At 61.2% G+C, this 20850-nt stretch carries 19 protein-coding genes; 9 read left to right on the top strand and 10 right to left on the bottom strand.

Annotation, left to right across the window (positions count from 1 at the left end):
• Window positions 1-5: 5 nt before the first annotated feature.
• A complete protein-coding gene (locus ACM530_RS27045; protein WP_416363631.1) occupies window positions 6-3095 on the bottom strand; it encodes a multidrug efflux RND transporter permease subunit in 3090 nt (1029 codons plus the stop codon).
• 18 nt (window positions 3096-3113) lie between these two features.
• A complete protein-coding gene (locus tag ACM530_RS27040) occupies window positions 3114-4271 on the bottom strand; it encodes an efflux RND transporter periplasmic adaptor subunit (RefSeq protein ID WP_416363630.1) in 1158 nt (385 codons plus the stop codon).
• A gap of 288 nt (window positions 4272-4559) precedes the next feature.
• Between ACM530_RS27040 and ACM530_RS27035 the strand changes: the two genes are divergently transcribed.
• Window positions 4560-5261: a response regulator transcription factor gene (locus ACM530_RS27035; protein ID WP_145165677.1), complete on the top strand. Its 702-nt coding sequence runs from the start codon at window positions 4560-4562 to the stop codon at window positions 5259-5261.
• A 3-nt stretch (window positions 5262-5264) separates the two neighbouring features.
• Window positions 5265-6566, top strand: a complete 1302-nt coding sequence (locus tag ACM530_RS27030; RefSeq protein WP_242197208.1) for an ATP-binding protein — start codon at window positions 5265-5267, stop codon at window positions 6564-6566.
• On the opposite strand, the gene ACM530_RS27025 is transcribed toward ACM530_RS27030, so the two are convergent.
• From ACM530_RS27025 to ACM530_RS27015, 3 genes are all read right to left on the bottom strand, one after another.
• Entirely contained in the window at window positions 6567-7241 is a 675-nt protein-coding gene (locus tag ACM530_RS27025) for an anti-sigma factor domain-containing protein (protein ID WP_416363629.1), read from the bottom strand. It abuts the gene before it with no gap.
• Window positions 7238-7765, bottom strand: a complete 528-nt coding sequence (locus ACM530_RS27020) for a sigma-70 family RNA polymerase sigma factor (protein ID WP_416365131.1) — start codon at window positions 7763-7765, stop codon at window positions 7238-7240. Before ACM530_RS27020 ends, ACM530_RS27025 begins: the two co-directional genes overlap by 4 nt.
• A 168-nt stretch (window positions 7766-7933) precedes the next feature.
• Window positions 7934-8455 (bottom strand): DUF3455 domain-containing protein, encoded by a 522-nt coding sequence (locus tag ACM530_RS27015; protein WP_416363628.1) that lies wholly within the window; start codon window positions 8453-8455, stop codon window positions 7934-7936.
• A gap of 137 nt (window positions 8456-8592) precedes the next feature.
• Here ACM530_RS27015 and ACM530_RS27010 point away from each other — a divergent pair, with 137 nt between their 5' ends.
• Window positions 8593-9372, top strand: coding sequence for a methyltransferase domain-containing protein (locus tag ACM530_RS27010; RefSeq protein ID WP_416363627.1), 780 nt, complete (start codon window positions 8593-8595; stop codon window positions 9370-9372).
• An 81-nt stretch (window positions 9373-9453) separates the two neighbouring features.
• A complete protein-coding gene (locus ACM530_RS27005; protein ID WP_145165672.1) occupies window positions 9454-10239 on the top strand; it encodes a sulfite exporter TauE/SafE family protein in 786 nt (261 codons plus the stop codon).
• Window positions 10240-10814: 575 nt separating this feature from the next.
• Here ACM530_RS27005 and ACM530_RS27000 read toward each other — a convergent pair.
• On the bottom strand, window positions 10815-12053 hold the full coding sequence (locus ACM530_RS27000; protein WP_416363626.1) for an acyl-CoA dehydrogenase family protein: 1239 nt from the start codon (window positions 12051-12053) through the stop codon (window positions 10815-10817).
• A 265-nt stretch (window positions 12054-12318) separates the two neighbouring features.
• Here ACM530_RS27000 and sfnG point away from each other — a divergent pair, with 265 nt between their 5' ends.
• Entirely contained in the window at window positions 12319-13404 is a 1086-nt protein-coding gene (sfnG, locus tag ACM530_RS26995; protein ID WP_242197192.1) for a dimethylsulfone monooxygenase SfnG, read from the top strand.
• Here sfnG and ACM530_RS26990 read toward each other — a convergent pair.
• Window positions 13388-14488, bottom strand: a complete 1101-nt coding sequence (locus ACM530_RS26990; RefSeq protein WP_145165669.1) for a GNAT family N-acetyltransferase/peptidase C39 family protein — start codon at window positions 14486-14488, stop codon at window positions 13388-13390. The two genes, sfnG and ACM530_RS26990, sit on opposite strands and share 17 nt — an antisense overlap.
• A 94-nt stretch (window positions 14489-14582) precedes the next feature.
• Here ACM530_RS26990 and ACM530_RS26985 point away from each other — a divergent pair, with 94 nt between their 5' ends.
• Window positions 14583-16169 carry a RimK family protein gene (locus ACM530_RS26985; protein WP_416363625.1) on the top strand — a complete coding sequence of 529 codons (1587 nt, stop codon included), beginning with the start codon at window positions 14583-14585 and terminating at the stop codon, window positions 16167-16169.
• A 6-nt stretch (window positions 16170-16175) separates the two neighbouring features.
• Entirely contained in the window at window positions 16176-17114 is a 939-nt protein-coding gene (locus tag ACM530_RS26980; protein ID WP_416363624.1) for a magnesium transporter CorA family protein, read from the top strand.
• Window positions 17115-17742: 628 nt separating this feature from the next.
• On the opposite strand, the gene map is transcribed toward ACM530_RS26980, so the two are convergent.
• Window positions 17743-18498 carry a type I methionyl aminopeptidase gene (gene map, locus ACM530_RS26975; RefSeq protein ID WP_416363623.1) on the bottom strand — a complete coding sequence of 252 codons (756 nt, stop codon included), beginning with the start codon at window positions 18496-18498 and terminating at the stop codon, window positions 17743-17745.
• Entirely contained in the window at window positions 18498-18698 is a 201-nt protein-coding gene (locus tag ACM530_RS26970) for a ParD-like family protein (protein ID WP_003190946.1), read from the bottom strand. The genes map and ACM530_RS26970 overlap by 1 nt, the downstream gene beginning before the upstream one ends.
• Window positions 18699-18969: 271 nt before the next feature.
• Between ACM530_RS26970 and ilvA the strand changes: the two genes are divergently transcribed.
• Together ilvA and ACM530_RS26960 are read left to right on the top strand one after the other, a co-directional pair.
• Window positions 18970-19992, top strand: a complete 1023-nt coding sequence (ilvA, locus tag ACM530_RS26965; protein ID WP_416363622.1) for a threonine ammonia-lyase, biosynthetic — start codon at window positions 18970-18972, stop codon at window positions 19990-19992.
• A gap of 220 nt (window positions 19993-20212) precedes the next feature.
• Window positions 20213-20476, top strand: coding sequence for a DUF1652 domain-containing protein (locus ACM530_RS26960; protein ID WP_145165664.1), 264 nt, complete (start codon window positions 20213-20215; stop codon window positions 20474-20476).
• A gap of 90 nt (window positions 20477-20566) precedes the next feature.
• Here ACM530_RS26960 and ACM530_RS26955 read toward each other — a convergent pair whose 3' ends face one another.
• Window positions 20567-20836 (bottom strand): DUF2790 domain-containing protein, encoded by a 270-nt coding sequence (locus tag ACM530_RS26955; protein WP_416363621.1) that lies wholly within the window; start codon window positions 20834-20836, stop codon window positions 20567-20569.
• Between the last annotated feature and the right edge of the window lie 14 nt (window positions 20837-20850).

The following is a 20850-nucleotide window of genomic DNA, read 5'->3' as shown; positions in this document are numbered from 1 at the left end:
ACGGGTTATGGACGCTTGCGCACCCACTTCATGACGACCACAAAGAACACCGGCACAAACACCACTGCCAGTGTTGCGGTGATCATCCCGCCGATCACCCCGGTGCCAATGGCTTGCTGGCTGGCGGAGCTGGCGCCAGTGGCAATCGCCAGGGGCACCACGCCGAGGATAAACGCCAGCGACGTCATGATGATCGGCCGCAAACGCAGGCGCGCGGCTTTCAAGGTGGCGTCGATCAGGTCCTCGCCTTGCTCATACAAGTCCTTGGCGAATTCGATGATCAGGATCGCGTTCTTAGCCGACAAGCCGATGATGGTGATCAAGCCGACCTTGAAAAACACATCGTTAGGCATGCCGCGCAAACTCACCGCCAATACCGCGCCGAGCACGCCCAGCGGCACCACCAGCAACACCGAGGTCGGGATCGACCAACTTTCATACAGCGCCGCCAGGCACAGGAACACGATCAGCAGCGACAGGCCCAACAGCAACGGCGCCTGGGAGCCGGACAAACGCTCCTGCAGCGACAAGCCGGTCCATTCCTGGCCCAGCCCTGCGGGCAGTTGGCTGACCAGGCGCTGGATTTCTTGCATGGCTTCACCCGTGCTGTGGCCTGGCGCCGCTTCGCCGCTGATGGCGATGGCGGGGTAGCCGTTGTAGCGGGTCAGCTGCGTCGGGCCCTGGGTCCATTTGGCTTCGACAAATGCCGACAATGGCACCATCTTGCCGGTGTTGTTACGCACATTGATCTTCAACAAATCCGCCACCTGGCTGCGCTGATCGCCTTCGGCCTGCACCACCACCCGTTGCATACGGCCCTGGTTGGGGAAGTCGTTGATGTAGGCCGAGCCGATGGCTGAAGACAACACATTACCGACGTCAGCAAAGGAAACCCCCAGTGCATTGGCCTGCTTGCGGTCCACTTCCAACTGCACTTGCGGCGCCTCGGCCAGGGCGCTTTCACGCACATTGGCCAGGATCGGGTTTTTCTCGGCGGCCGCCAGCAGCTCAGTACGCGCCGCCATCAAGGCGGCATGGCCGACACCGCCACGGTCCTGCAACCGGAACTCGAAACCACTGGAGGTGCCCAGGCCATCTACCGGCGGTGGCAGAATCGCATAGGCAATCGCATCCTTGAGCTCGCTGAACGCGGCGTTGGCGCGGTCGGCAATTGCCGCCGCCGAATCGTCGCTGCTGCGTTTGGACCAGTCCTTGAGCGTGGTGAACGCCAGCGCCGCGTTCTGCCCGGAGCCAGAGAAACTGAAGCCCATGATCATGGTGGTATCGCCCACCCCAGGCTCCTGGGCGTTATGCGCCTCGATCTGCTCGGCCACCTGCACCGTGCGGTTCTTGCTCGCACCCGGTGGCAGCTGGATGTCGGTGATGGTGTAACCCTGATCTTCCACCGGCAGGAACGAGGAGGGCAGGCGGCTGAACATCCAGCCCAGGCCCACCAGCAGCACCAGATAGATCAGCAGGTAACGGCCGCTGCGTTTGAGGGCGTAGGCCACCCAGCCTTCATAACGGTCGGTCAGGTGTTCAAAACGCGTATTGAACCAACCGAAAAAACCGCGCTTGGCGTGGTGCTCGCCCTTGGCAATCGGCTTGAGCAACGTGGCGCACAGGGCCGGGGTCAGGGTCAAAGCCAGGAACGCCGAGAACAGAATCGAGGTGGCCATCGACAGCGAAAACTGCTGGTAAATCACGCCCACCGAGCCCGGCATAAAGGCCATCGGCAGGAACACCGCGACCAGCACCAGGGTGATGCCGACGATGGCTCCGGTGATCTGGCCCATGGCTTTGCGCGTGGCCTCCTTGGGCGACAGACCCTCGGTGGCCATGATGCGCTCGACGTTTTCGACCACCACAATCGCATCGTCCACCAGAATGCCGATGGCCAACACCATGCCGAACATGGTCAGCACGTTGATCGAAAACCCCAGCAACAGCATGGTGGCGAACGTGCCCATCAGCGCAATCGGCACCACCAGCGTCGGGATCAGCGTGTAGCGCACGTTCTGCAGGAACAGGAACATCACCGCAAACACCAGCGCCATGGCTTCCAGCAAGGTGTAAACCACCTTGGTGATCGAGACTTTGACGAAGGGCGAGGTGTCGTACGGGATCTTGTACTCCACATTGGCCGGGAAGTAGCGCGACAGCTCGTCCATCTTCGCCCGCACCAGCGTTGCGGTGCTCAGCGCGTTGGCACCTGGCGACAGCTGCACACTGACGGCGGTGGACGGCTTGCCGTTCAGGCGCGTCGAAAACTGATATTCCTGGCTGCCGATTTCCACCCGCGCCACATCGCCGATGCGCACGGTGGAGCCGTCCGGGTTGGCCTTGAGCACGATGTCGGCGAACTCCGCCGGCGTCGACAGCTGGCCTTTGACCAGAATGGCGGCGGTGATTTCCTGGGTGCTGGTGCCCGGCAAATCACCGATGCTGCCCGCCGAGACCTGCGCATTCTGTGCGCTGATCGCGGCGTTGACGTCGGCGGGCGTAAGGTTGAAGCCAATCAGTTTCTGCGGGTCGATCCAGATACGCATCGCACGCTCGGCGCCATACAGCTGCGCCTTGCCCACGCCCTCGATGCGCTTGAGCTCGTTCATCACGTTGCGCGCCAGGTAATCGCTGAGCGCCACGTCATCGAGCTTGCCGTCGTTTGAGGTCAGGGTGACCAGCAGCAGGAAGCCGGCGGAAACCTTTTCCACCTGCAAGCCTTGCTGGGTCACCGCTTGCGGCAAACGCGGCTCCACCGCTTTAAGGCGGTTTTGCACATCAACCTGGGCCATTTCCGGGTTCGTGCCCGGCTGGAAGGTGGCGGTGATCGTGGCCGAGCCCAGGCTGCTCTGGGATTCGAAATACAGCAGGTGATCGGCGCCGTTGAGCTCCTGCTCGATCAGACTGACCACGCTTTCGTCCAGGGTCTGGGCCGAGGCGCCCGGGTACACCGCGTAGATTTCCACCTTCGGCGGCGCGACGTTGGGGTACTGGGCCACCGGCAATTGAGGTATGGCGAGCGCGCCGGCCAGCAGGATAAACAGGGCGACCACCCAGGCGAAGATCGGGCGGTCAATAAAGAACTGCGGCATTGTCAGGTATTCCTTTGCTTAGCGGGCCGAGGCCTGGGCATTCGGCGCAGGGCTGTCGTCCACTTCGACTTTTTCACCGGGGCGTGCGTGTTGCAGGCCTTCGACGACGATGCGGTCACCGGGTTTGAGGCCGTTGCTGACGATCCAGCGATCCTCGATCACCGCGCCAAGCTCCACCGGTTGCTGGCTGACGACCTGCTCGGCGTCCAGCAAGAGCACCATCGGGATGCCGGCGCTGTCACGGGTAATGGCGCGTTGCGGCACGCTGATGCCCTGTTTGTCCACCGCCTGTTCCAGGCGCACGCGCACAAAGCTGCCGGGCAACAGGTCGAGGTCCGGGTTGGGGAATTCGCTGCGCAGGATGATCTGCCCGGTGCCGGGGTCGACGCTGATTTCGGCAAACAGCAATTTGCCCGGCAGCGGGTACAGGCTGCCGTCGTCCTCGATCAGCGTGGCCTTGGCCTGGTCCTGGCCGACCTGCTTCAAGCTGCCGGCACGGAAGGCGCGGCGCAGGTCGTTCAACTCGCGGGTGGACTGGGTCAGGTCGGCGTGGATCGGGTCCAGTTGCTGGATGATCGCCAGCGGCGTGGCTTCGTTTTGCCCGACCAGCGCGCCCTCGGTGACCAGCGCGCGGCCGATGCGCCCGGAGATCGGCGCGGTCACGGTGGCGTAGCCCAGGTTGAGTTTGGCGCGCTCGACGGCGGCTTTGTTGGCGGCGACTTCGGCATTGGTCTGGCGCACGGCGGCGCGGGCATTGTCGTAATCCTGGCCGCTGATGGCGTTGCCTTCGACCAACTGGCTGTAGCGCTGCTCCTGCAGACGCGCCTGGAACGCGTTGGCCTGCGCCTTGCTCAGGTTGGCCTGGGCGCTGTCCAGGTCGGCTTTGAACGGGGCCGGGTCGATGCGAAACAGCACGTCGCCCTGTTTCACGTCGTGACCTTCCTTGAACACGCGCTGCATGACCACACCGGCCACCCGCGCGCGCACTTCGGCAATACGCGGCGCGGCGATCCGCCCGCTCAGTTCACTGGTGATCGACAAGGGCTTGGCCTGCAGGGTCTCTATGCGCACTTTGGCCAGGGGCATTTGCGGCGCCTCGTCCGCCGACTGGTCACACGCGCTCAGGGCGAGCGCCAGGGCCAGCAGGCAAAACGGCGCAAACAGATTCTTTGACATGCTCATATCCCAATATTGACTGGCGCATCCTAAAGACACCTGCGCCGTGGTGCTGTGAAGCTGTGTAGCTCGTCTGTGAAGAAATGTAAGGCGCGACCCATAGTCGCCTGAGGGCGTATATCCTTGCACAATCCTGCAAACAGCAAAGATCACATGTGGGAGGGGGCTTGCCCCTAATGGCGGTGGATCAGCCGATAAATCTATCCACTGAACCACCGCTTTCGCGAGCAAGCCCGCTCCCACATTGGGTTTCTGTACACCTGATGAACTGCATTATTTGGAAACACCATGCCCAACATCCTCCTGGTGGAAGACGACGCCGCACTCTCCGAGCTGATTGCCAGCTATCTGGAGCGCAATGGCTACCATGTCAGCGTGCTCAGCCGTGGCGACCACGTACGCGAACGCGCGCGCCTCAACCCGCCGGACCTGGTGATCCTCGACCTGATGTTGCCCGGCCTCGATGGCCTGCAGGTGTGCCGCTTGCTGCGCGCAGACTCGGCAGGCTTGCCGATCCTGATGCTCACTGCGCGCGACGACAGTCACGACCAGGTGCTGGGCCTGGAAATGGGCGCCGACGACTATGTCACCAAACCCTGCGAGCCGCGCGTGCTGCTCGCCCGTGTGCGCACCTTGCTGCGCCGCAGCAGCCTGTCCGAACCTCAGGCGGCCAACGACCAAATCGTCATGGGCAACCTGTGCATCGACCTGTCGGAGCGCACCGTGAGCTGGCGCGAGCAGGCCGTGGAGCTCTCCAGCGGTGAATACAACCTGCTGGTGGTGCTGGCCCGGCACGCCGGTGAAGTGCTCAGCCGCGACCAGATCCTGCAGCGCCTGCGTGGTATCGAGTTCAACGGCACCGACCGCTCGGTGGACGTGGCCATCTCCAAGCTGCGCCGCAAGTTCGACGATCACGCGGGCGAGGCGCGCAAGATCAAGACCGTGTGGGGCAAGGGGTACCTGTTCAGCCGTTCCGAGTGGGAATGCTGATCCATGTTTCGTGTCCTGCTGCGCCTCTACCTGATCACCATCATCACCTTCAGTGCGGCGATCTTCCTGATTCCGCGGTTGGTGATCCAGCTGTTTGAACACCGTTACATGGACTACAACGTCGAGCAGACCCGTGGCCTGCAGACGCTCATCGTCAAACAATACCTGCGCGCGCCGGTTGAGCGCTGGTCCCAGGTGACCGAGCAATTGGGCCGCGACTTCGCGCCGCTGAAAGTCAAACTGCTGTTACGCCAGGACGCCAGCTACACGCCCGCCGAAGAAAAGCTGCTGGAGCAGGGCAAGCCGGTGATCCGCCTTGGCGAATGGGGCTGGATGGAAGAAATCAGTTCGCCGGTCAACCAGCAGTTTGCGGTCAAGCTGACGATTCCCCCCGACCCGATGGACATGAACCTGCTGTACTGGTCGATGAACGTGCTGATCGGTGCCGCGCTGCTGGCTTGCCTGCTGTTCTGGCTGCGTCCGCACTGGCGTGACCTGGAGCGCCTGAAAAGCACCGCCGCACAACTGGGCAAGGGCAACCTGGGCGAGCGCACGCAGATTCCGCCCAGTTCCAACATTGGCAGCCTGGCGTCGGTGTTCGACACCATGGCCGACGATATCGAGCGCCTGCTCAATCAGCAGCGCGACCTGCTCAATGCGGTCTCCCATGAACTGCGCACGCCGCTGACCCGCCTGGATTTCGGCCTGGCGCTGGCGTTGTCCGAAGACTTGCCCCAAGCCAGCCGCGAGCGCCTGCAAAGCCTGGTGGCGCACATTCGTGAGCTGGACGAGCTGGTGCTGGAATTGCTGTCCTACAGCCGTCTGCAAAATCCGGCGCAACTGCCGGAGCGAGTCGACGTGGTGCTCGACGAGTTTGTCGACAGCGTGTTGGGCAGCGTCGATGACGAACTGGAAAACCCCGAGATTGTCATCGACGTGGCGCTTGATTGCGCGGTGGAGCGCTTCAGCCTCGACCCGCGCCTCACCGCCCGCGCACTGCAAAACTTGTTGCGCAATGCCACGCGCTACTGCGACAAGCGCATTCAGGTGGGCGTCAAGGTGTGTGCCAAGGGCTGCGAGATCTGGGTGGATGACGATGGCATCGGCATTCCGCTAGACCAGCGTGAGCGGATCTTCGAACCTTTCTATCGCCTGGACCGCAGCCGCGACCGCGCCACCGGAGGCTTCGGCCTCGGCCTGGCCATCAGCCGGCGTGCGATGGAGGCCCAGGGCGGCACGTTAACGGCCCAGGCGTCACCCTTGGGCGGGGCACGGTTCCGGCTGTGGTTGCCCAGCGTCGGCTGATCAGAGCACCTTGACGGCGCGGCCGATCGCCTGGATCGGCCCGGTGGGTTTGCCGGTCGGCGAGCCATTCGGGTCTTCCAGGGTCAGCTCGAACAATTGGTTGGGCGCCAGTGGCGGCAGTTTGTCCAGCGGCACCGACAGCGTCTGGCCTGGCTTGACCAACCCCAGCGACACCGGGCCTTGCCAGCCATCCGCCTTGGTCCAGAACTGCAGCGCCTTGTCGGCAGGCACTTGCATCATACCCAACGGAATCAACTGGATCTGCTGAGTATTGCTGGCCTGGATCACCCAACCCGGAGCCTGGCTTTGCGGCGCCACCAATACCACCACAAAAGTGGGTTCAGCAGCGGGCGGGCGGGTCAGCAGCAGCGTCGCCAGTACCCACGTTGCCACCAGCCCCGCGCCGGCCAAACCGCGCCATAGCGCCAGCAGGTTCCACCACGGTGTGTGCAGGTCGGCGGGCGTGACGGTGCGCTCGATGCGCCGCCACAGCTGGGCAGAAGGGGGCACCGGTTCGGCCAATGCGGTCAGCGGCAAAAGGCGCTGCTCCCATGCGTCCACCGCCGCGCGCAACTCGGCATCCTCGGACAAGCGCTGCTCAACCTCGGCGCGTTGCGCGGCGGGCAGGGTGCCCAGCACGTATTCGCCTGCCAGTTCGTCCAGAGGGTTGCTCATGCCATGCACTCCCGCAGCGCAGCGAGGCTGCGTTTGATCCAGGCTTTGACGGTCCCCAGCGGGGTGTCCAGTTTCTGTGCGATTTGGCTGTGGGAATAGCCGTCGACATAGGCATGCAGGATGCACGCGCGACGGGCCGGGTCGAGCTGCTCAAGGCAGGCGTGGACCTGCCCCGAGCGCGAAGCGAATTCAACGGTGTCGGTTGTGGCGATGTGCTCGTGCGCGTCGCCCAGGGGTGCTTCGCGGTAGTGATTGCGCACGGCATTGAGCGCCAGGTGCCGGGTCACGCTGAACACCCAGCCGCGCGCCGAGCCGCGGTTGGGGTCGAAACTGCCGGCGCCCCGCCAGATCCTGATAAACGCGTCATGCACGATGTCTTCGGCCAGGGATTTGTCCCTGGCAATGCGAAAAGCCACGCCGAGCAAACGGCTGCTGTCCTGCTCATAGAGCTGGCGCAAGGCGCGTTGATCCCCACGGGCGCAGGCCAGTAGACAGGTTTCGTAATCAAAATCGGCGTCAGGCAAGGCCACGTGTTTCCACCATTGTCATAACAATCGCCACCGCACTGCAGGGCGCCGGCATGCCGGCGAAAAAGGGCACGGGCGCAGCGTAAACCCAGGTGCCCTGTGTCATCGTTGACGACCCTCGCCGGCAAGCTGGCCCTTACAAGGGCAGCGTAGCCGAGTTTGTTCTCAGTTGGCCGCCCAGAAGATGTAGTCGGCCTGGTACTTCACCACTGCCTGCGTGCCTTTGTTGGCAGCGCTGCACTCGGTGCTCGGCGCCACGCCACCCTTGAGCGCCACGCGCTGGATATAACTCACACCGCTCATTGCGCCTTTGCCTTCGGCCGGGTTGGCCTTGACCAATTGGTACGGCAGGTTGCCCGCACTGGACGGCGCCACGGCCAACTGCGTGCCGGTGATTTTCGAACCGTCTTGGGCTTGCCATGTAGCCGGTGGGCCGAAATAGGTGCCCACTGGCTTGCCGCTGCGGTCATTCAACACCGCCTTGGGGCCGACAAACGTCCACTCGGTCTGGCCGGGGGCGTTAGCTTTGTCGCGGCATTCGTAGGTGATTTCGCCGACGCCTGTGGTCTCCAGCGCCACCTTGTGCCCATCCGGCACCTTGATGCCGTCGGGCAGGCCGGTCTGGGCGAAAGCTATTGGCGCGGCGGCCAGCAGGGCGGTCAGGCAGAACAGTGCTTTAGCGTTCATCGGTGTTTCTCCATTGAGTAAAACAGCGGGGTCACTGTCAGCACTACCCAGGCCGCGCTCGATTGGATGCAGTGATTAGAAAATAAATGCACAAGGGCGCAAACTGTGCCCCCGCTTTACCCGAGGAGAGATTGGCAATGACTGGTGTTCACACGTCTGCTCAACAGGGTTTCTCTACCCAGGCCGTCACTTACGCCCAAGGCCGGCCCGACTATCCACGACAACTCACCGGCTGGCTCACTGATGCGCTGCACATCGATGCGCAATCGACAGTAATCGACCTGGGCGCCGGTACCGGCAAGTTCACCCGTTTGCTCAGCACCCTGGCGCCAACGCTGGTGGCGGTCGAACCGGTCGAAGCGATGGGCGCGCAGCTCAATAAACTGTTACCCGATGTGCGCCTGGTCAATGGCACCGCCGAATCCATTCCCCTGGAAACCGCCGTCGCCGATGCGGTGGTCTGTGCGCAGGCGTTCCATTGGTTTTCTACCGAAGCCGCGCTGGCAGAAATCCACCGCGTGCTCAAACCCGATGGGCGCCTGGGGCTGGTGTGGAATGTGCGTGATGAATCGGTGGATTGGGTCGCCGCCATCACCGACATCATCACCCCCTATGAAGGCGACACGCCGCGCTTTCATACAGGCCGCTGGCGCGAAGCCTTCACCGGCGAGTATTTTTCCGCGCCCGAAATGACCTGCTTTGCCTATCAGCATGTCGGCAGCCCTCAGGAGGTGATCATGGATCGCTTCCTGTCGGTGAGCTTTATCGCGGCGCTGCCCGCCGCCGAGAAAGCCCGCGTGACTGCGCAATTGCAGGCACTGATCGACACGCACCCTGCCTTGCGGGGGCGTGACACTGTGGCGTTTCCGTATCAGACGCAGGCCTACGTCTGTCAACGGCTGACACAAAAGGCATAAAGTCAGATCATATTGATATAAGTCGTTATAAGAAAAATCGCTATCCTGCGGCCAGAAATTTATAAGGCCGCGGGTAGCTGTATGGATGTGGGTAACTTTGGTTTTGTCATCGCCGGCCTGGTGGTTGGTTTTATCGTCGGCATGACCGGTGTCGGTGGTGGGTCTTTGATGACCCCGATCCTGTTGTGGTTTGGCATCAACCCGGCGACCGCCGTGGGCACGGACTTGTTGTACGCGGCCATCACCAAGTCAGGTGGCGTGCTGGTGCACAGCAAGAACAAGAATATCGACTGGACCATCACCGGTTGGCTGACCTTGGGCAGTGTGCCTGCGGTGCTGCTGACCCTGTGGTTCCTTGCCAGTCTGCATACCGACCCCAGCGCCATGAATGCGGTGATCAAGCAGGCGCTTGGTGTGGTGTTGCTGCTGACGGCGCTGGCGATTCTGTTCAAGAAAAGCCTGCTGGCTTTTGCACAGCGGCATGCGGGTGATGACTATCACATGAGCTCGCGCAACTTGAACCTGTTGACGGTGGTGACCGGTGCGATCCTTGGCACCATGGTTGCCCTGACGTCCATCGGCGCGGGTGCGCTTGGGACCGTGGCGCTGTTTATTCTGTACCCGTTTCTGGCGACGCGTCGGCTGGTGGGTACCGAGATTGCCCATGCTGTGCCGCTGACGTTGGTCGCGGGCCTGGGGCACGCGAGCATGGGGAATATGGATTGGCATTTGCTGGGCTTTTTGCTGATGGGGTCGTTGCCGGGGATTTACCTGGGGAGTCACATGACCGGTAAGGTTCCTGATGGTGTGTTGCGTCCTTGTCTGGCGGTTATGTTGATGACTATTGGCTATAAGTTGGCGTTCTGACGTTTTCAGGTTTCTGAGTGGGGTGAGTACATATCCGTTGCTGCGGTAGCGGCGGCTGGCGGTTCCGCTCTTACAGCGGGTCACTTTTGGCTAAATCACAGCAACACACCTCTATCTGATGCACAGACACCCAAATGTGGGAGCGGGCTTGCCCGCGAATGCGGTGGTTCAGTCAGCCCATGTGTCACTGGCACACCGCCTTCGCGAGCAAGCCCGCTCCCACAAGTTGACCGAGTTCAGCCTCCAACACCGCACTGCTTTGTTTTTCTGTGGGAGCTGGCTTGCCTGCGATGCAGGCACCTCGGTCCATCAGGCCCACCGGGTTGATGCCATCGCAGGCAAGCCAGCTCCCACATTTGATTGAGTTCAGCTTCAAGGATCAGGTCGGCTACCAGGCCGCCGTGCTCTGCTTTTGATCTCAGGCACACCGAAGCGTGAGCGAGGTGCCGAGTGCTGGGGCTAGAGCCCTTTGGTTACTTTGGGGCTTTTCCAGAGTGACCCGCCGTAAGGGCGGAACCTATCTCAGCCATCATCCAACCAACGGATATACCCCCAACCCTGAGCGATCAAAAAGCCTACCCCTTGGCCGGTCCATTCCCGATCTGCCACACAAACGGCGGCTCAGTCCCGTTAATCACCCAATCCCCCACAATCCGCGCCTTGTAGATCACCGGATTATGCGACGACACCGTCCGGGCATTGCGCCAGTGGCGATCAAGCGCTTTACCCTGGCGCACATCCGACGCCCCCAGCGCATTGAACAACTCCGTGGTGGCCCGCTGCACCAGCGCCGACACCACCACCTGTGCCGTCGCCGATTCAATCTCGGCTGCCACATTCGCCTCCCGCTCGGCCACCTCATCCCCGGCAAACCGCGCCAGGTATGCCTGTTGCGCCGGCACCGCAGCCTTCAACGCACTGGCCTCGGCGGCATACACCAGCGCCGCCACTTCACCCACCACTTGTTGAACCTGCGCATCCTGGCTGACATGCGCGGCATTGCCGTGGCTGTAAATGCGTTTGCGACTGCGCACCTGATGAGCCACGTCGCTGAGTGCCGCACGACCAATCCCGGCCAGGCTCGCCAGCAACACCAGCTGATAAAACGCGGTCTGGTACTTGAACCGGGTGGCAAAGTCGATAACGTTTTCCGCGTCCACCACAGCATCGGTAAAACGGCTGGTGCCACTGCCCGTGGTGCGCTGGCCAAAGCCGTCCCAGTCATCGCTTTGCACCACGCCAGGCTGGCGCGTGCGGGTGGCGGCGATCACATCGGCGCCGGTATCACTGCGCTGGGCGTACACGTCGATCCAGTCGGAGAAAAGGCTGCCGGTGCTGTAGAACTTTTCACCGTTGAGTTTCCATTTATCGCCGTCGGGGCTCACCTGAGTGACCACCTCGCCGATGGCCACATTGCCGATTTCGGTCCAGGCGCAGCCGACGATGTCGCCCTCGACAAAGCGCTTGAACCACAGGTCGCGGCCAGCGCTGGGTGGCGCATTCAGACGGTCCTCGGCGAAGGCGAAATGCCCGCGCAACGCCTGGGGCACATTCGAATCGGCAGCGGCCAGCTCGATCAGCAACTCGAACAACTGCGGCAGCGACGCGCCACCGCCGCCGTATTCCACCGGCACCCGCACGGCGCCAAAGCCGGCCTGCTTGAGCCATTGGATCGGTTCATAGGGCAGGGCGCGGGTCTGTTCGCGCGCTACCGCACCTGCGGCAATGCGCTGGAAGATCGGCCGAAAACGCGCGGCCAACGTGGGGTAATCGACACCCGTGGACAGCGGGTTGATGACGTGTTGTTCGGTCATGGGGGGCAGCTCCTTGGCAGTATCAGTCCTTGGGTGATTGCACAGTTCGTGCCGATGGCTGCAGCCCGTGTTTGCGGGGGATGAAAGCCATTCACTGTTGCTCCGGCAACAGCGGATCGACAAATCGGTGTAATCCATGACATTGACAGCTCAGCCCTGTGAGATGGGGATTTTTACCGCGACGCCCATGGCCAGGGCGTTTGCACCGGCCTGGCACGCTTGCTGCTCTAGCCCTGGAACATCCCTTCGTGCGAGGTACTGCCAGATGAGTCAGCAAGCCGTGAAATTTGCCTATTGGGTGCCCAACGTCAGCGGTGGGCTGGTGGTCAGCAAGATCGAGCAACGCACCCATTGGGGCATCGACTACAACCGCAAACTGGCGCAGTTGGCCGAAGCGGCCGGTTTTGAATACGGCCTCACGCAAATTCGCTTCACCGCCGGCTACGGCGCGGAGAACCAGCATGAATCCGTAGCCTTCAGCCATGCGCTGCTGGCGGCGACCACCACGCTCAAGGTGATCGCGGCCATCTTGCCCGGCCCGTGGCAGCCGGCCTTGGCGGCCAAGCAACTGGCGACGATCGACCAGCTGACCAATGGCCGTATCGCGGTGAACATCGTCAGTGGCTGGTTCAAGGGCGAGTTCCAGGCCATCGGCGAACCCTGGCTGGAGCACGATGAGCGTTATCGCCGTTCCGAGGAGTTTATCCGCGCGTTGAAAGGCATCTGGACCCAGGACGACTTCACCTTCAAGGGCGACTTCTACCGCTTCAACAATTACACCCTCAAGCCCAAGCCCCTGGGCCAGCCGGAAGTGTTCCAGGGCGGCAGCTCACGCGCGGCGCGGGACATGGCGGCGCGCGTGTCGGACTGGTATTTCACCAACGGCAACACCCCGCAAGGCATCAAGGCTCAGGTCGATGACATTCGCGCCAAGGCGGCGGCGAATAACCATTCGGTCAAAGTCGGCGTAAACGCCTTTGTGATCGCCCGCGACACCGAAGAAGAAGCCCGCGCGGTGCTCGCCGAGATCATCGACAAGGCCGACCCGGAGGCCGTGAATGCCTTTGGTGACGCGGCCAAGCAGGCCGGCAAAGCCTCACCGGAAGGCGAGGGCAACTGGGCCAAATCCAGTTTCGAAGACCTGGTGCAGTACAACGACGGCTTCAAGACCAACCTGATCGGCACACCGCAGCAAATTGCCGAGCGCATCGTCGCGCTCAAGGCCGTGGGCGTGGACCTGGTGCTGGCGGGCTTCCTGCACTTCCAGGAGGAAGTCGAGTACTTCGGCAAACGCGTGTTGCCGCTGGTACGTGAGCTGGAAGCCAAGGCCGGGATCAAGCAAGTGGCTTGAACAGCACCACCGCCGCGCGCAACTTGTTGTTGCCAAAGCGGCACATGCGTTCGAACTCCCCGTGGCTGACCGGCAAGTGCTGGCAGTCCAGGGGCTGGCGGTGCTGGCTGTGGTCTACATCCGGGTCGTGCAGGTAGACAAAGTCGTCGTCGCAATCGGTGACCATCACCCAGTGTGGCGACTTGGAGCGGGTGAGGCGGTAGCTGCTGATCAACACCAGCGGCTGCCCGCCATCGCGCAGTACCTGCGGCAAATCCAACGCGCCGCCGAACACCTGCTCGACGTCGCTGCCGGCCAGTTCTTCTTCGAACGCCTCGTGCACCAGGCGCATGACGTCCTTTTTATGTTGGTCGCGCACGCCGTCCAGAAACAGCGGGCCGCGCACATTCACCTGCATGCGTACGCGAAAGCCCCGACGCCACGCCGCCAGGGCCAAGCCTTGCGGGCTGCAGCCGCCGTGGCCGGCGGTCATGAACACCGTGGTGGCTTCACGCCAGATTTGCAGCTCTTCGCGCCGCCCGGCCACGCGCGTCGGCACCAGTGCGCCCATGGCCATCAGCAGGCACGCGGCGCCACAGGTGAAGTCGGTGGTTTGCTGGTAATACGGCACGTTTTGCGGGCGCGCGTCCTGGTGCTGGACGATGCGTTTTTCCAGGCGCAGGGCCGGTGCATGGTCTTCGTAATAGTCATTGATCAGCGCGAAGCGCCGGTAGCCATTGCGCTCGTACAGGGCGAGGGCGCCGGGGTTGTCGGTGCGCACTTCCAGGCGCAGGTAGGCGCAATCATGCGCCACGGCGCAGGCTTCGATGCGCGAAAGCAGCTGCTTGCCCAGGCCCATGCCGCGTGCGTGTTCGGCGATGGCGATGGAATACAGGCGGGCCAGTGAGGTGCCGCGATGGAACAGCACCAAGGCGTAACCGAGCAAAACGCCGTCATTTTCCGCGACTAGCAACTGGCCATGAGCGCGGCTGATCATCCACTGGAAACTGCGCGGCGAGAGCCGGTCGGTGGTGAAACAGTGCTGTTCCAGTGCCACCAGTTCGGGCACGTCAGCGGGGGTTGCAACGCGAAAGGAAAGAGCCATATGACCGCCGTAAAAGTTGCGTAACGAAACGGGACTTCTCTAAAAGATCGTGCTTAATAGAAAAGGTCGAGTTCTCTAAAGCGGATCAAATATTATGTCGGCGGTACAAAGTCATTGGCGTGAAGTATCCGAGCAAACTGTCGCGGCGACAATAACTTCCACGGGTTATTTTTCTGCTCCCCTTAAAGGCTCCAGTCAAGTCGTGATCATTGTCGAGCGCAAGGAAGATTGGGCCTCCTACTTTCCCAGCGAAGACATCGTCACCGCGCAGGAATACCTTGAACAAACCCGCGAGAGCGAGACGGGCAAGCGCGTGCAGGTGATCAACCTGTGCCGCAGCTATAAATACCTGGGGCATGGTTATTACTGCTCGCTGTTGGCCGAGGCGCGCGGGCACAAGGTGATTCCGTCGGTGCGCACCATCAGTGAACTGACGAAAAAGTCGCTGTATGGCCTGTCGCTGGATGACCTGGATAAAACCCTCGATAAAGCCTTGAGTCATCACCTCTACAGCAATACCGAAGGCTTTACCCTGACACTTTACTTTGGCCTGACCAATATAGAACCGTTGCAGGAGTTGGCCCGTCAGTTGTTTGAAACCTTCCCGTGCCCGATTCTGTTAGTTGAGTTTCGCAAGAATAACGGCTGGCACATCGAAGGGGTCAAATCCGGCGTATTGCACAAGTTGCGTGATGACCAGGAAGACCAGTTTGCCCACGCTCTGGACAACTTCAGCCGCAAGATCTGGCGCCAACCGCGTTCACGCAGGCTGGCCCGTTACGACCTGGCCATCCTGCACGATCCGCAGGAGCAATTGCCGCCCTCCAATGCCCGCGCCCTGGAAAACTTCGTGCGGGTCGGCAAGGGCCTGGGCATCGATGTGGAACTGATCGAGCGCAAGGATTACTCGCGCCTCGCCGAGTACGACGCCTTGCTGATCCGCGAGACCACCAGCGTCGATAATCACACCTACCGCTTCGCCAAAAAGGCCGAGAGCGAAGGCCTGGTGGTGATGGATGACCCGGCGTCGATCCTGCGCTGCACCAACAAGGTGTACCTCACCGACCTGCTCAACAGCCACCAACTGGGCATGCCGGCCACCGAGATTCTGTACAAGGAGCGACCGGAAGATTTCGAGCGGGTGGGCGAGCGCCTGGGCTTCCCGCTGGTGTTGAAGATCCCCGACGGCTGTTTCTCGCGCGGTGTGATCAAGGTGGAAAGCCAGGAGGCGTTGCTCAAGGCCACCGCTGAATTGTTCGAGCATTCGGTGCTGTTGCTGGCCCAGGAATTTTTCTACACCGAGTACGACTGGCGCATCGGTGTACTCAACCGCAAGCCGATCTTCGCCTGCCAGTACTTCATGTCCAAGGGTCATTGGCAGATCTACAACCACAAGGCTATCGGCCAGGACATCAACGGCGAATGCCGCACCCTGGCGGTCCACGAAGCGCCCAAGGCGGTGGTGGAGCTGGCGGTGAAGACCGCCAACCTGATCGGCGACGGCCTTTACGGTGTTGACCTCAAGCAGTCCGGCGACAAGGTGGTGGTGATCGAGGTCAATGACAACCCGAACATGGACGCCGGTATCGAAGACGCCTACCTGCAAGACGACCTGTACGCGCTGGTGCTGGAGGAGTTCGTGCGGCGCCTGGAGTTGAAGCGCCAGGGCCAGGTGTGGTGACGCGCGATGATCCAGCGCTTTGAATTGACCGGTGGAAAGTTGTGCGGCGCAGGAGGTGATGATGCGCCGATCATGTTGTTCAACAACCCGGACCTGGCCGAACGTGAATGGCTGCGCGACCGCCACAAGCTGGATGAACATGCGCTGGCCTCGGCCCTTGACCCGGATGAAGTGTCACGCATCGAATTTCACCCCGACAACCTGTTCCTGATCTGGAAACGCCCGGAAAACTACTCCGGCGGCGGCAGCCTGGTGTTTGAGGTGTCGTCGTGCGGCTTGTTGTTTTCGCAGGATCGCCTGCTGGTGATTGCCACCGATGAAACCCCGCTGTCGGGGCTCGGCGCGCGCCGGCCGCTGCACACGCCGTTGGATGTGCTGCTTGATTTGTTGCTCAACAGAATCCACCACTACCTGGGCCACCTCAAGGTGATCAAGCTGGTTGCGCGCGAATTGCAGCAACAGTTCAACGCGTCGATGAGCAACCATCATCTGATGCAGATGTTCAGCCTCAGCGAAAGCCTGATCTATTACATCAATGCGCTGCACAGCAACGGCGCGGTGCTGTCGCGGCTGCGTAATCATGCTGAAAAAGAGCATTTCAGTGCCGAGATCCTAGGGTTGATCGACGACCTGATCATCGAAAACCATCAGTGCTACAAGCAGGCGGAGATCTATTCCAATGTGTTTTCCGGATTGATCGACGCGCGTGGCAACCTGATGAACAACAGCATGAACAACCTGCTGCGCAAGTTGACCCTGATTAACGTGGTGTTCCTGCCGCTTAACCTGATTGCCAGTGTGGGTGGCATGTCGGAGTTCAGCATGATGACGGCGGGTACGCCGTGGTGGGTGTCGTACCCGCTGCTGATGGCCGCGATGGCGTTGGGGGCCGGCTTGATGGTGCTTGGGCTCAAGCGAATCGCGGGCGGGGCAAGTGTGGTGTGAGTACCTAGCCGTTGCTGCGGTAAGGCCCGCTTGGTTCTACGCTGGGGGCCTGCGTTCCACAGCGCATCACCCTGATGTCATCCGATCCAAAAATGTGGGAGCGGGCTTGCTCGCGAAGGCAGTGTGTCAGCTACACATGAGTTGACTGACCCACCGCCTTCGCGGGTAAGCCCGCTCTCACAATTTGACCGAGTTCACCTACCAGCACCGCAGTGCTTGGCTTTTCTGTGGGAGCTGGCCGAGTACACACGACCCCCATCTACCTGATGCACAGAGATCCAACTGTGGGAGCGGGCTTGCCCGCGAATGCGGTGGTTCAGTCAACTCATGTGTAGCTGACACACTGCCTTCGCGAGCAAGCCCGCTCCCACAAGTTGACCGAGTTCAGCTGCCAGCACCGCAGTGCTTGGCTTTTCTGTGGGAGCTGGCTTGCCTGCGATGCAGGCACCTCGGTCCATCAGGTACTCCGGGTTGATGCCATCGCAGGCAAGCCAGCTCCCACATTAGAGTGGGTTCAGCTTCCAAAATCAGGCCGCCTCGGCTTTGCTTGTGATCTAACCACTCAACTGCCGTCACCCCAAAAATGGGTATGCCCCAGCACCAGCCGCCACACCCACATCTACACGCTTCAATCCGCTACCTGCAAGGTAAGCACCTCAAACCCGTCGGCCGTTACCGCCACGGTATGCTCCCACTGCGCCGACAGGCTGTTGTCCTTGGTCACCACCGTCCAGCCATCTTTCAAGTCGCGCACCTTGGCGCTGCCCTGGTTAAGCATCGGCTCGATGGTAAACACCATGCCTTCACGCAGTTCCAGGCCGGTGCCGGGGCGGCCGAAGTGGAGGATTTGCGGTTCTTCATGCATCTGGCGGCCGATGCCGTGGCCGCAGTATTCGCGCACCACGCTGTAGCCGTTGGCCTGCGCATGGCTCTGGATTGCATGGCCGATATCACCCAGGCGCGCGCCGGGCCTGACTTGGCGAATCCCAGCCCACATGGCTTCAAAGGTCTGTTCCACCAGGCGCCGCGCCTTGGGCGCCACGGTGCCGATCATGTACATCTTGCTGGCGTCAGCGATAAAACCGCCTTTTTCCAGGGTGATGTCGATGTTGATGATGTCGCCGTCCTTGAGAATATCCTTGGCGCTGGGCATGCCATGGCACACCACCTCGTTGATCGAGGTGTTGATGCAGAAGGGATAGTCATATTGCCCCAGGCTTGCCGGGCGGGCTTTGAGGTCGTTACGAATGAACGCCTCGACGGCGCTGTCCAGCTCCAGGGTGGAGCGGCCGGCGGCGACAAAGCCGTCAAGCATGTCGAAAACCTGGGCCAGCAGGCGTCCGGATTCACGCATCACTGCCAGTTGGGCGGCGGTCTTGATCATCAACTGCGCCCCCGGATCAGGTCGGGCTTGTCCAGCAACAGCTTGTTGATCAGCTCGTTGTAGGGCAGGTGTGGGTTGAGTTCGGCGAGCAGGCCGATCTTGATCCAGAACTCGGCCTGGGCGTTAATGGAGCGGTCCATGGCAGCGCTGGCCAGGCGAAGTTGTTCGTGCAATTGGTCGGTGATCTTGACGATGCCCATGACGTTCACTGTGTGGTGTTGATATACAAAGCGTATACGTTTCGTATGCTGTCCGTAAACCCCTGCCGGATAAAGGTTGGTTGGGCATTGACGTGGCCGGTGAGTGGCGGTTAATTTCGTGACATGACATTTCAAGCCTTCCGCAGCCAGCCAAGCATTATTACCGCCATTCCTCATTTGGCGGGATAGCACACGGCTGTACCCAAACCCGCCCTAGAGGCGGGTTTTGTTTTTCCGTCTCAGGGCCCTGTAAAAAAGCCAGGAGATACCCATGAGCATGTGCCCCGTCCCCCACACCGCTGATACGGCATTGCTTGAACACTATGTGAAAAAGATTCTCGCCGCCCCGGTATATGACCTGGCAGTGCGCACGCCCTTGCAAGCGGCACCGGCGCTCTCGGCATTGCTGGGCAATCAGGTGTTGCTCAAGCGCGAAGACCTGCAGCCGACTTTTTCTTTCAAAATCCGCGGGGCGTACAACAAATTGGTGCAGCTCACGCAGGCGCAAAAGGCGCGGGGCGTGGTGACGGCGTCGGCGGGCAACCACGCCCAAGGTGTAGCGCTGGCGGCGCGCGAATTGGGGATCAAGGCAAGCATTGTGATGCCGTGCACCACGCCTGAGCTGAAGGTGCTCGGCGTTCGCTCCCGAGGCGCCGAGGCGGTGCTGCACGGTGAGAGCTTTCCGTTTGCCCTGGCGCATGCCCTGCAATTGGCCGAGACCTCGGGTTGCACCTTTGTCTCGCCGTTCGATGACCCGGTTGTGATCGCCGGCCAGGGCACCGTGGCGATGGAAATTCTGCGCCAGCAACAGGGCGCGCTGGACGCGATCTTCGTGCCGGTGGGCGGCGGCGGTTTGATCGCCGGGATCGCGGCGTACGTCAAATACCTGCGGCCCCAGGTGCGCATCGTCGGTGTCGAGCCTGAGGGGTCCAGCTGCCTGTTGGCGGCGCTGCGCGCGGGCGAGCGCGTGGTGTTGCCCAGCGTGGACGGGTTCGCCGACGGCACGGCCGTGGCGCAGATCGGCGCTTATGGTTTTGAAATCTGCCGCGACTGGGTGGATGAAGTCATCACTGTCAGCAACGACCAGCTGTGCAGCGCGATCAAGTTGATCTATGACGATACGCGTTCCATCACCGAGCCATCCGGGGCACTGGCGGTAGCGGGCATCCGCAAGTACGTGGCGCAAAACGCGCTGCGTGGGCAAACCTTGGTGGCGGTGAATTCCGGGGCAAATATCAACTTTGATAGTTTGCGACATGTTGCAGAAAGAGTCGCAGCGCAGGGTTCAAATTAGTGCATAACCGTTTAATCAACGCTGTTCGCCGAGAATTTGCACGCAGTTCCCAGACTTATATAACCGCGCGTGCCGCTTATGAGGAAAAGTTACAACGAGAATGGATTTTGCCGAGTACGCTGGTGATTGTAAGCGTCTTCCAGGGTCGGTAAGACGTGGCAGACACGCATCTGCCGGACATAACAATCTGTTGGCAGTCTCATGAAAGGAGAGGTTGGCCATGCTTTCGGAATTAGAACTTCGCAGTATTATTGAAGGAAGTTTCTTGCCTAAACGGTGCGAATGCACCAAAGCCGAAGATGCTTCGTTGACGATCAAAGTCTATGACGACCGTGACCGCGACCGAGTGGATTTGGAAGTAAAAGGTATAAACGCTGACAAACTCGACAGCAGTCGAGCCATTTGCAACCTGATCAGCGGGTTGCGTGAAGACCTCAAGCACACCCATTCGCCCGCTCTGCAAAGAGTGGGAGGGCGCGGCTAGTCATCAGGCGTTGTGCGAGGTTGAGTCACTGGGGAACTGCGGGCCTGGTAGAAGCCAGGCCCAATACGGTTCTGTCGCCAGTGTGAGGAATCAATTCTGGAAATCGCAGGCTTCGGACATTTTCCGGTAGCCGACGTCTTCGACTTTGCCCGCGGTGTCGACAAACTTGATATCGGCGTTGATGACTTTGCAAACGTTGGTGTCGGTTTCATGCATCGCAATCACCGTTTTAACGTTCATGGGCATGCCGTACTGGTAGGGCACCGGTTTGGACGCTGTGGCTTGGGTATCTGCCTGGGCCAGGCCCGAGACGGTTGCCAGCGCCAATGCGCCGGCAAGCATCAAAGTGCGCAGTTTCATGGTAGTTCTCCGCA

Origin of the sequence: Pseudomonas sp. NFX183 (genome assembly GCF_047943075.1) — a bacterium.
In the GTDB taxonomy this organism is placed as follows: Bacteria; Pseudomonadota; Gammaproteobacteria; order Pseudomonadales; family Pseudomonadaceae; genus Aquipseudomonas.
Note: the sequence above shows the minus strand (reverse complement) of the source record. Positions and strands in the feature narration are given on the sequence as shown.

Bases quoted from the DNA above. Each gene is read 5' to 3' on its own strand.
- ACM530_RS27025 (WP_416363629.1), bottom strand. From the start codon at position 7,241: ATGAGCAACCCTCTGGACGAACTGGCAGGCGAATACGTGCTGGGCACC.
- ACM530_RS27030 (WP_242197208.1), top strand. From the start codon at position 5,265: ATGTTTCGTGTCCTGCTGCGCCTCTACCTGATCACCATCATCACCTTC.
- ACM530_RS26955 (WP_416363621.1), bottom strand. From the start codon at position 20,836: ATGAAACTGCGCACTTTGATGCTTGCCGGCGCATTGGCGCTGGCAACC.
- map (WP_416363623.1), bottom strand. From the start codon at position 18,498: ATGATCAAGACCGCCGCCCAACTGGCAGTGATGCGTGAATCCGGACGC.
- ACM530_RS26970 (WP_003190946.1), bottom strand. From the start codon at position 18,698: ATGGGCATCGTCAAGATCACCGACCAATTGCACGAACAACTTCGCCTG.
- ilvA (WP_416363622.1), top strand. From the start codon at position 18,970: ATGAGCATGTGCCCCGTCCCCCACACCGCTGATACGGCATTGCTTGAA.
- ACM530_RS27000 (WP_416363626.1), bottom strand. From the start codon at position 12,053: ATGACCGAACAACACGTCATCAACCCGCTGTCCACGGGTGTCGATTAC.
- ACM530_RS26990 (WP_145165669.1), bottom strand. From the start codon at position 14,488: ATGGCTCTTTCCTTTCGCGTTGCAACCCCCGCTGACGTGCCCGAACTG.
- ACM530_RS27015 (WP_416363628.1), bottom strand. From the start codon at position 8,455: ATGAACGCTAAAGCACTGTTCTGCCTGACCGCCCTGCTGGCCGCCGCG.
- ACM530_RS27045 (WP_416363631.1), bottom strand. From the start codon at position 3,095: ATGCCGCAGTTCTTTATTGACCGCCCGATCTTCGCCTGGGTGGTCGCC.
- ACM530_RS26985 (WP_416363625.1), top strand. From the start codon at position 14,583: ATGTCGGCGGTACAAAGTCATTGGCGTGAAGTATCCGAGCAAACTGTC.
- ACM530_RS26980 (WP_416363624.1), top strand. From the start codon at position 16,176: ATGATCCAGCGCTTTGAATTGACCGGTGGAAAGTTGTGCGGCGCAGGA.
- ACM530_RS27035 (WP_145165677.1), top strand. From the start codon at position 4,560: ATGCCCAACATCCTCCTGGTGGAAGACGACGCCGCACTCTCCGAGCTG.
- ACM530_RS27040 (WP_416363630.1), bottom strand. From the start codon at position 4,271: ATGTCAAAGAATCTGTTTGCGCCGTTTTGCCTGCTGGCCCTGGCGCTC.
- sfnG (WP_242197192.1), top strand. From the start codon at position 12,319: ATGAGTCAGCAAGCCGTGAAATTTGCCTATTGGGTGCCCAACGTCAGC.
- ACM530_RS27005 (WP_145165672.1), top strand. From the start codon at position 9,454: ATGGATGTGGGTAACTTTGGTTTTGTCATCGCCGGCCTGGTGGTTGGT.
- ACM530_RS27010 (WP_416363627.1), top strand. From the start codon at position 8,593: ATGACTGGTGTTCACACGTCTGCTCAACAGGGTTTCTCTACCCAGGCC.
- ACM530_RS26960 (WP_145165664.1), top strand. From the start codon at position 20,213: ATGCTTTCGGAATTAGAACTTCGCAGTATTATTGAAGGAAGTTTCTTG.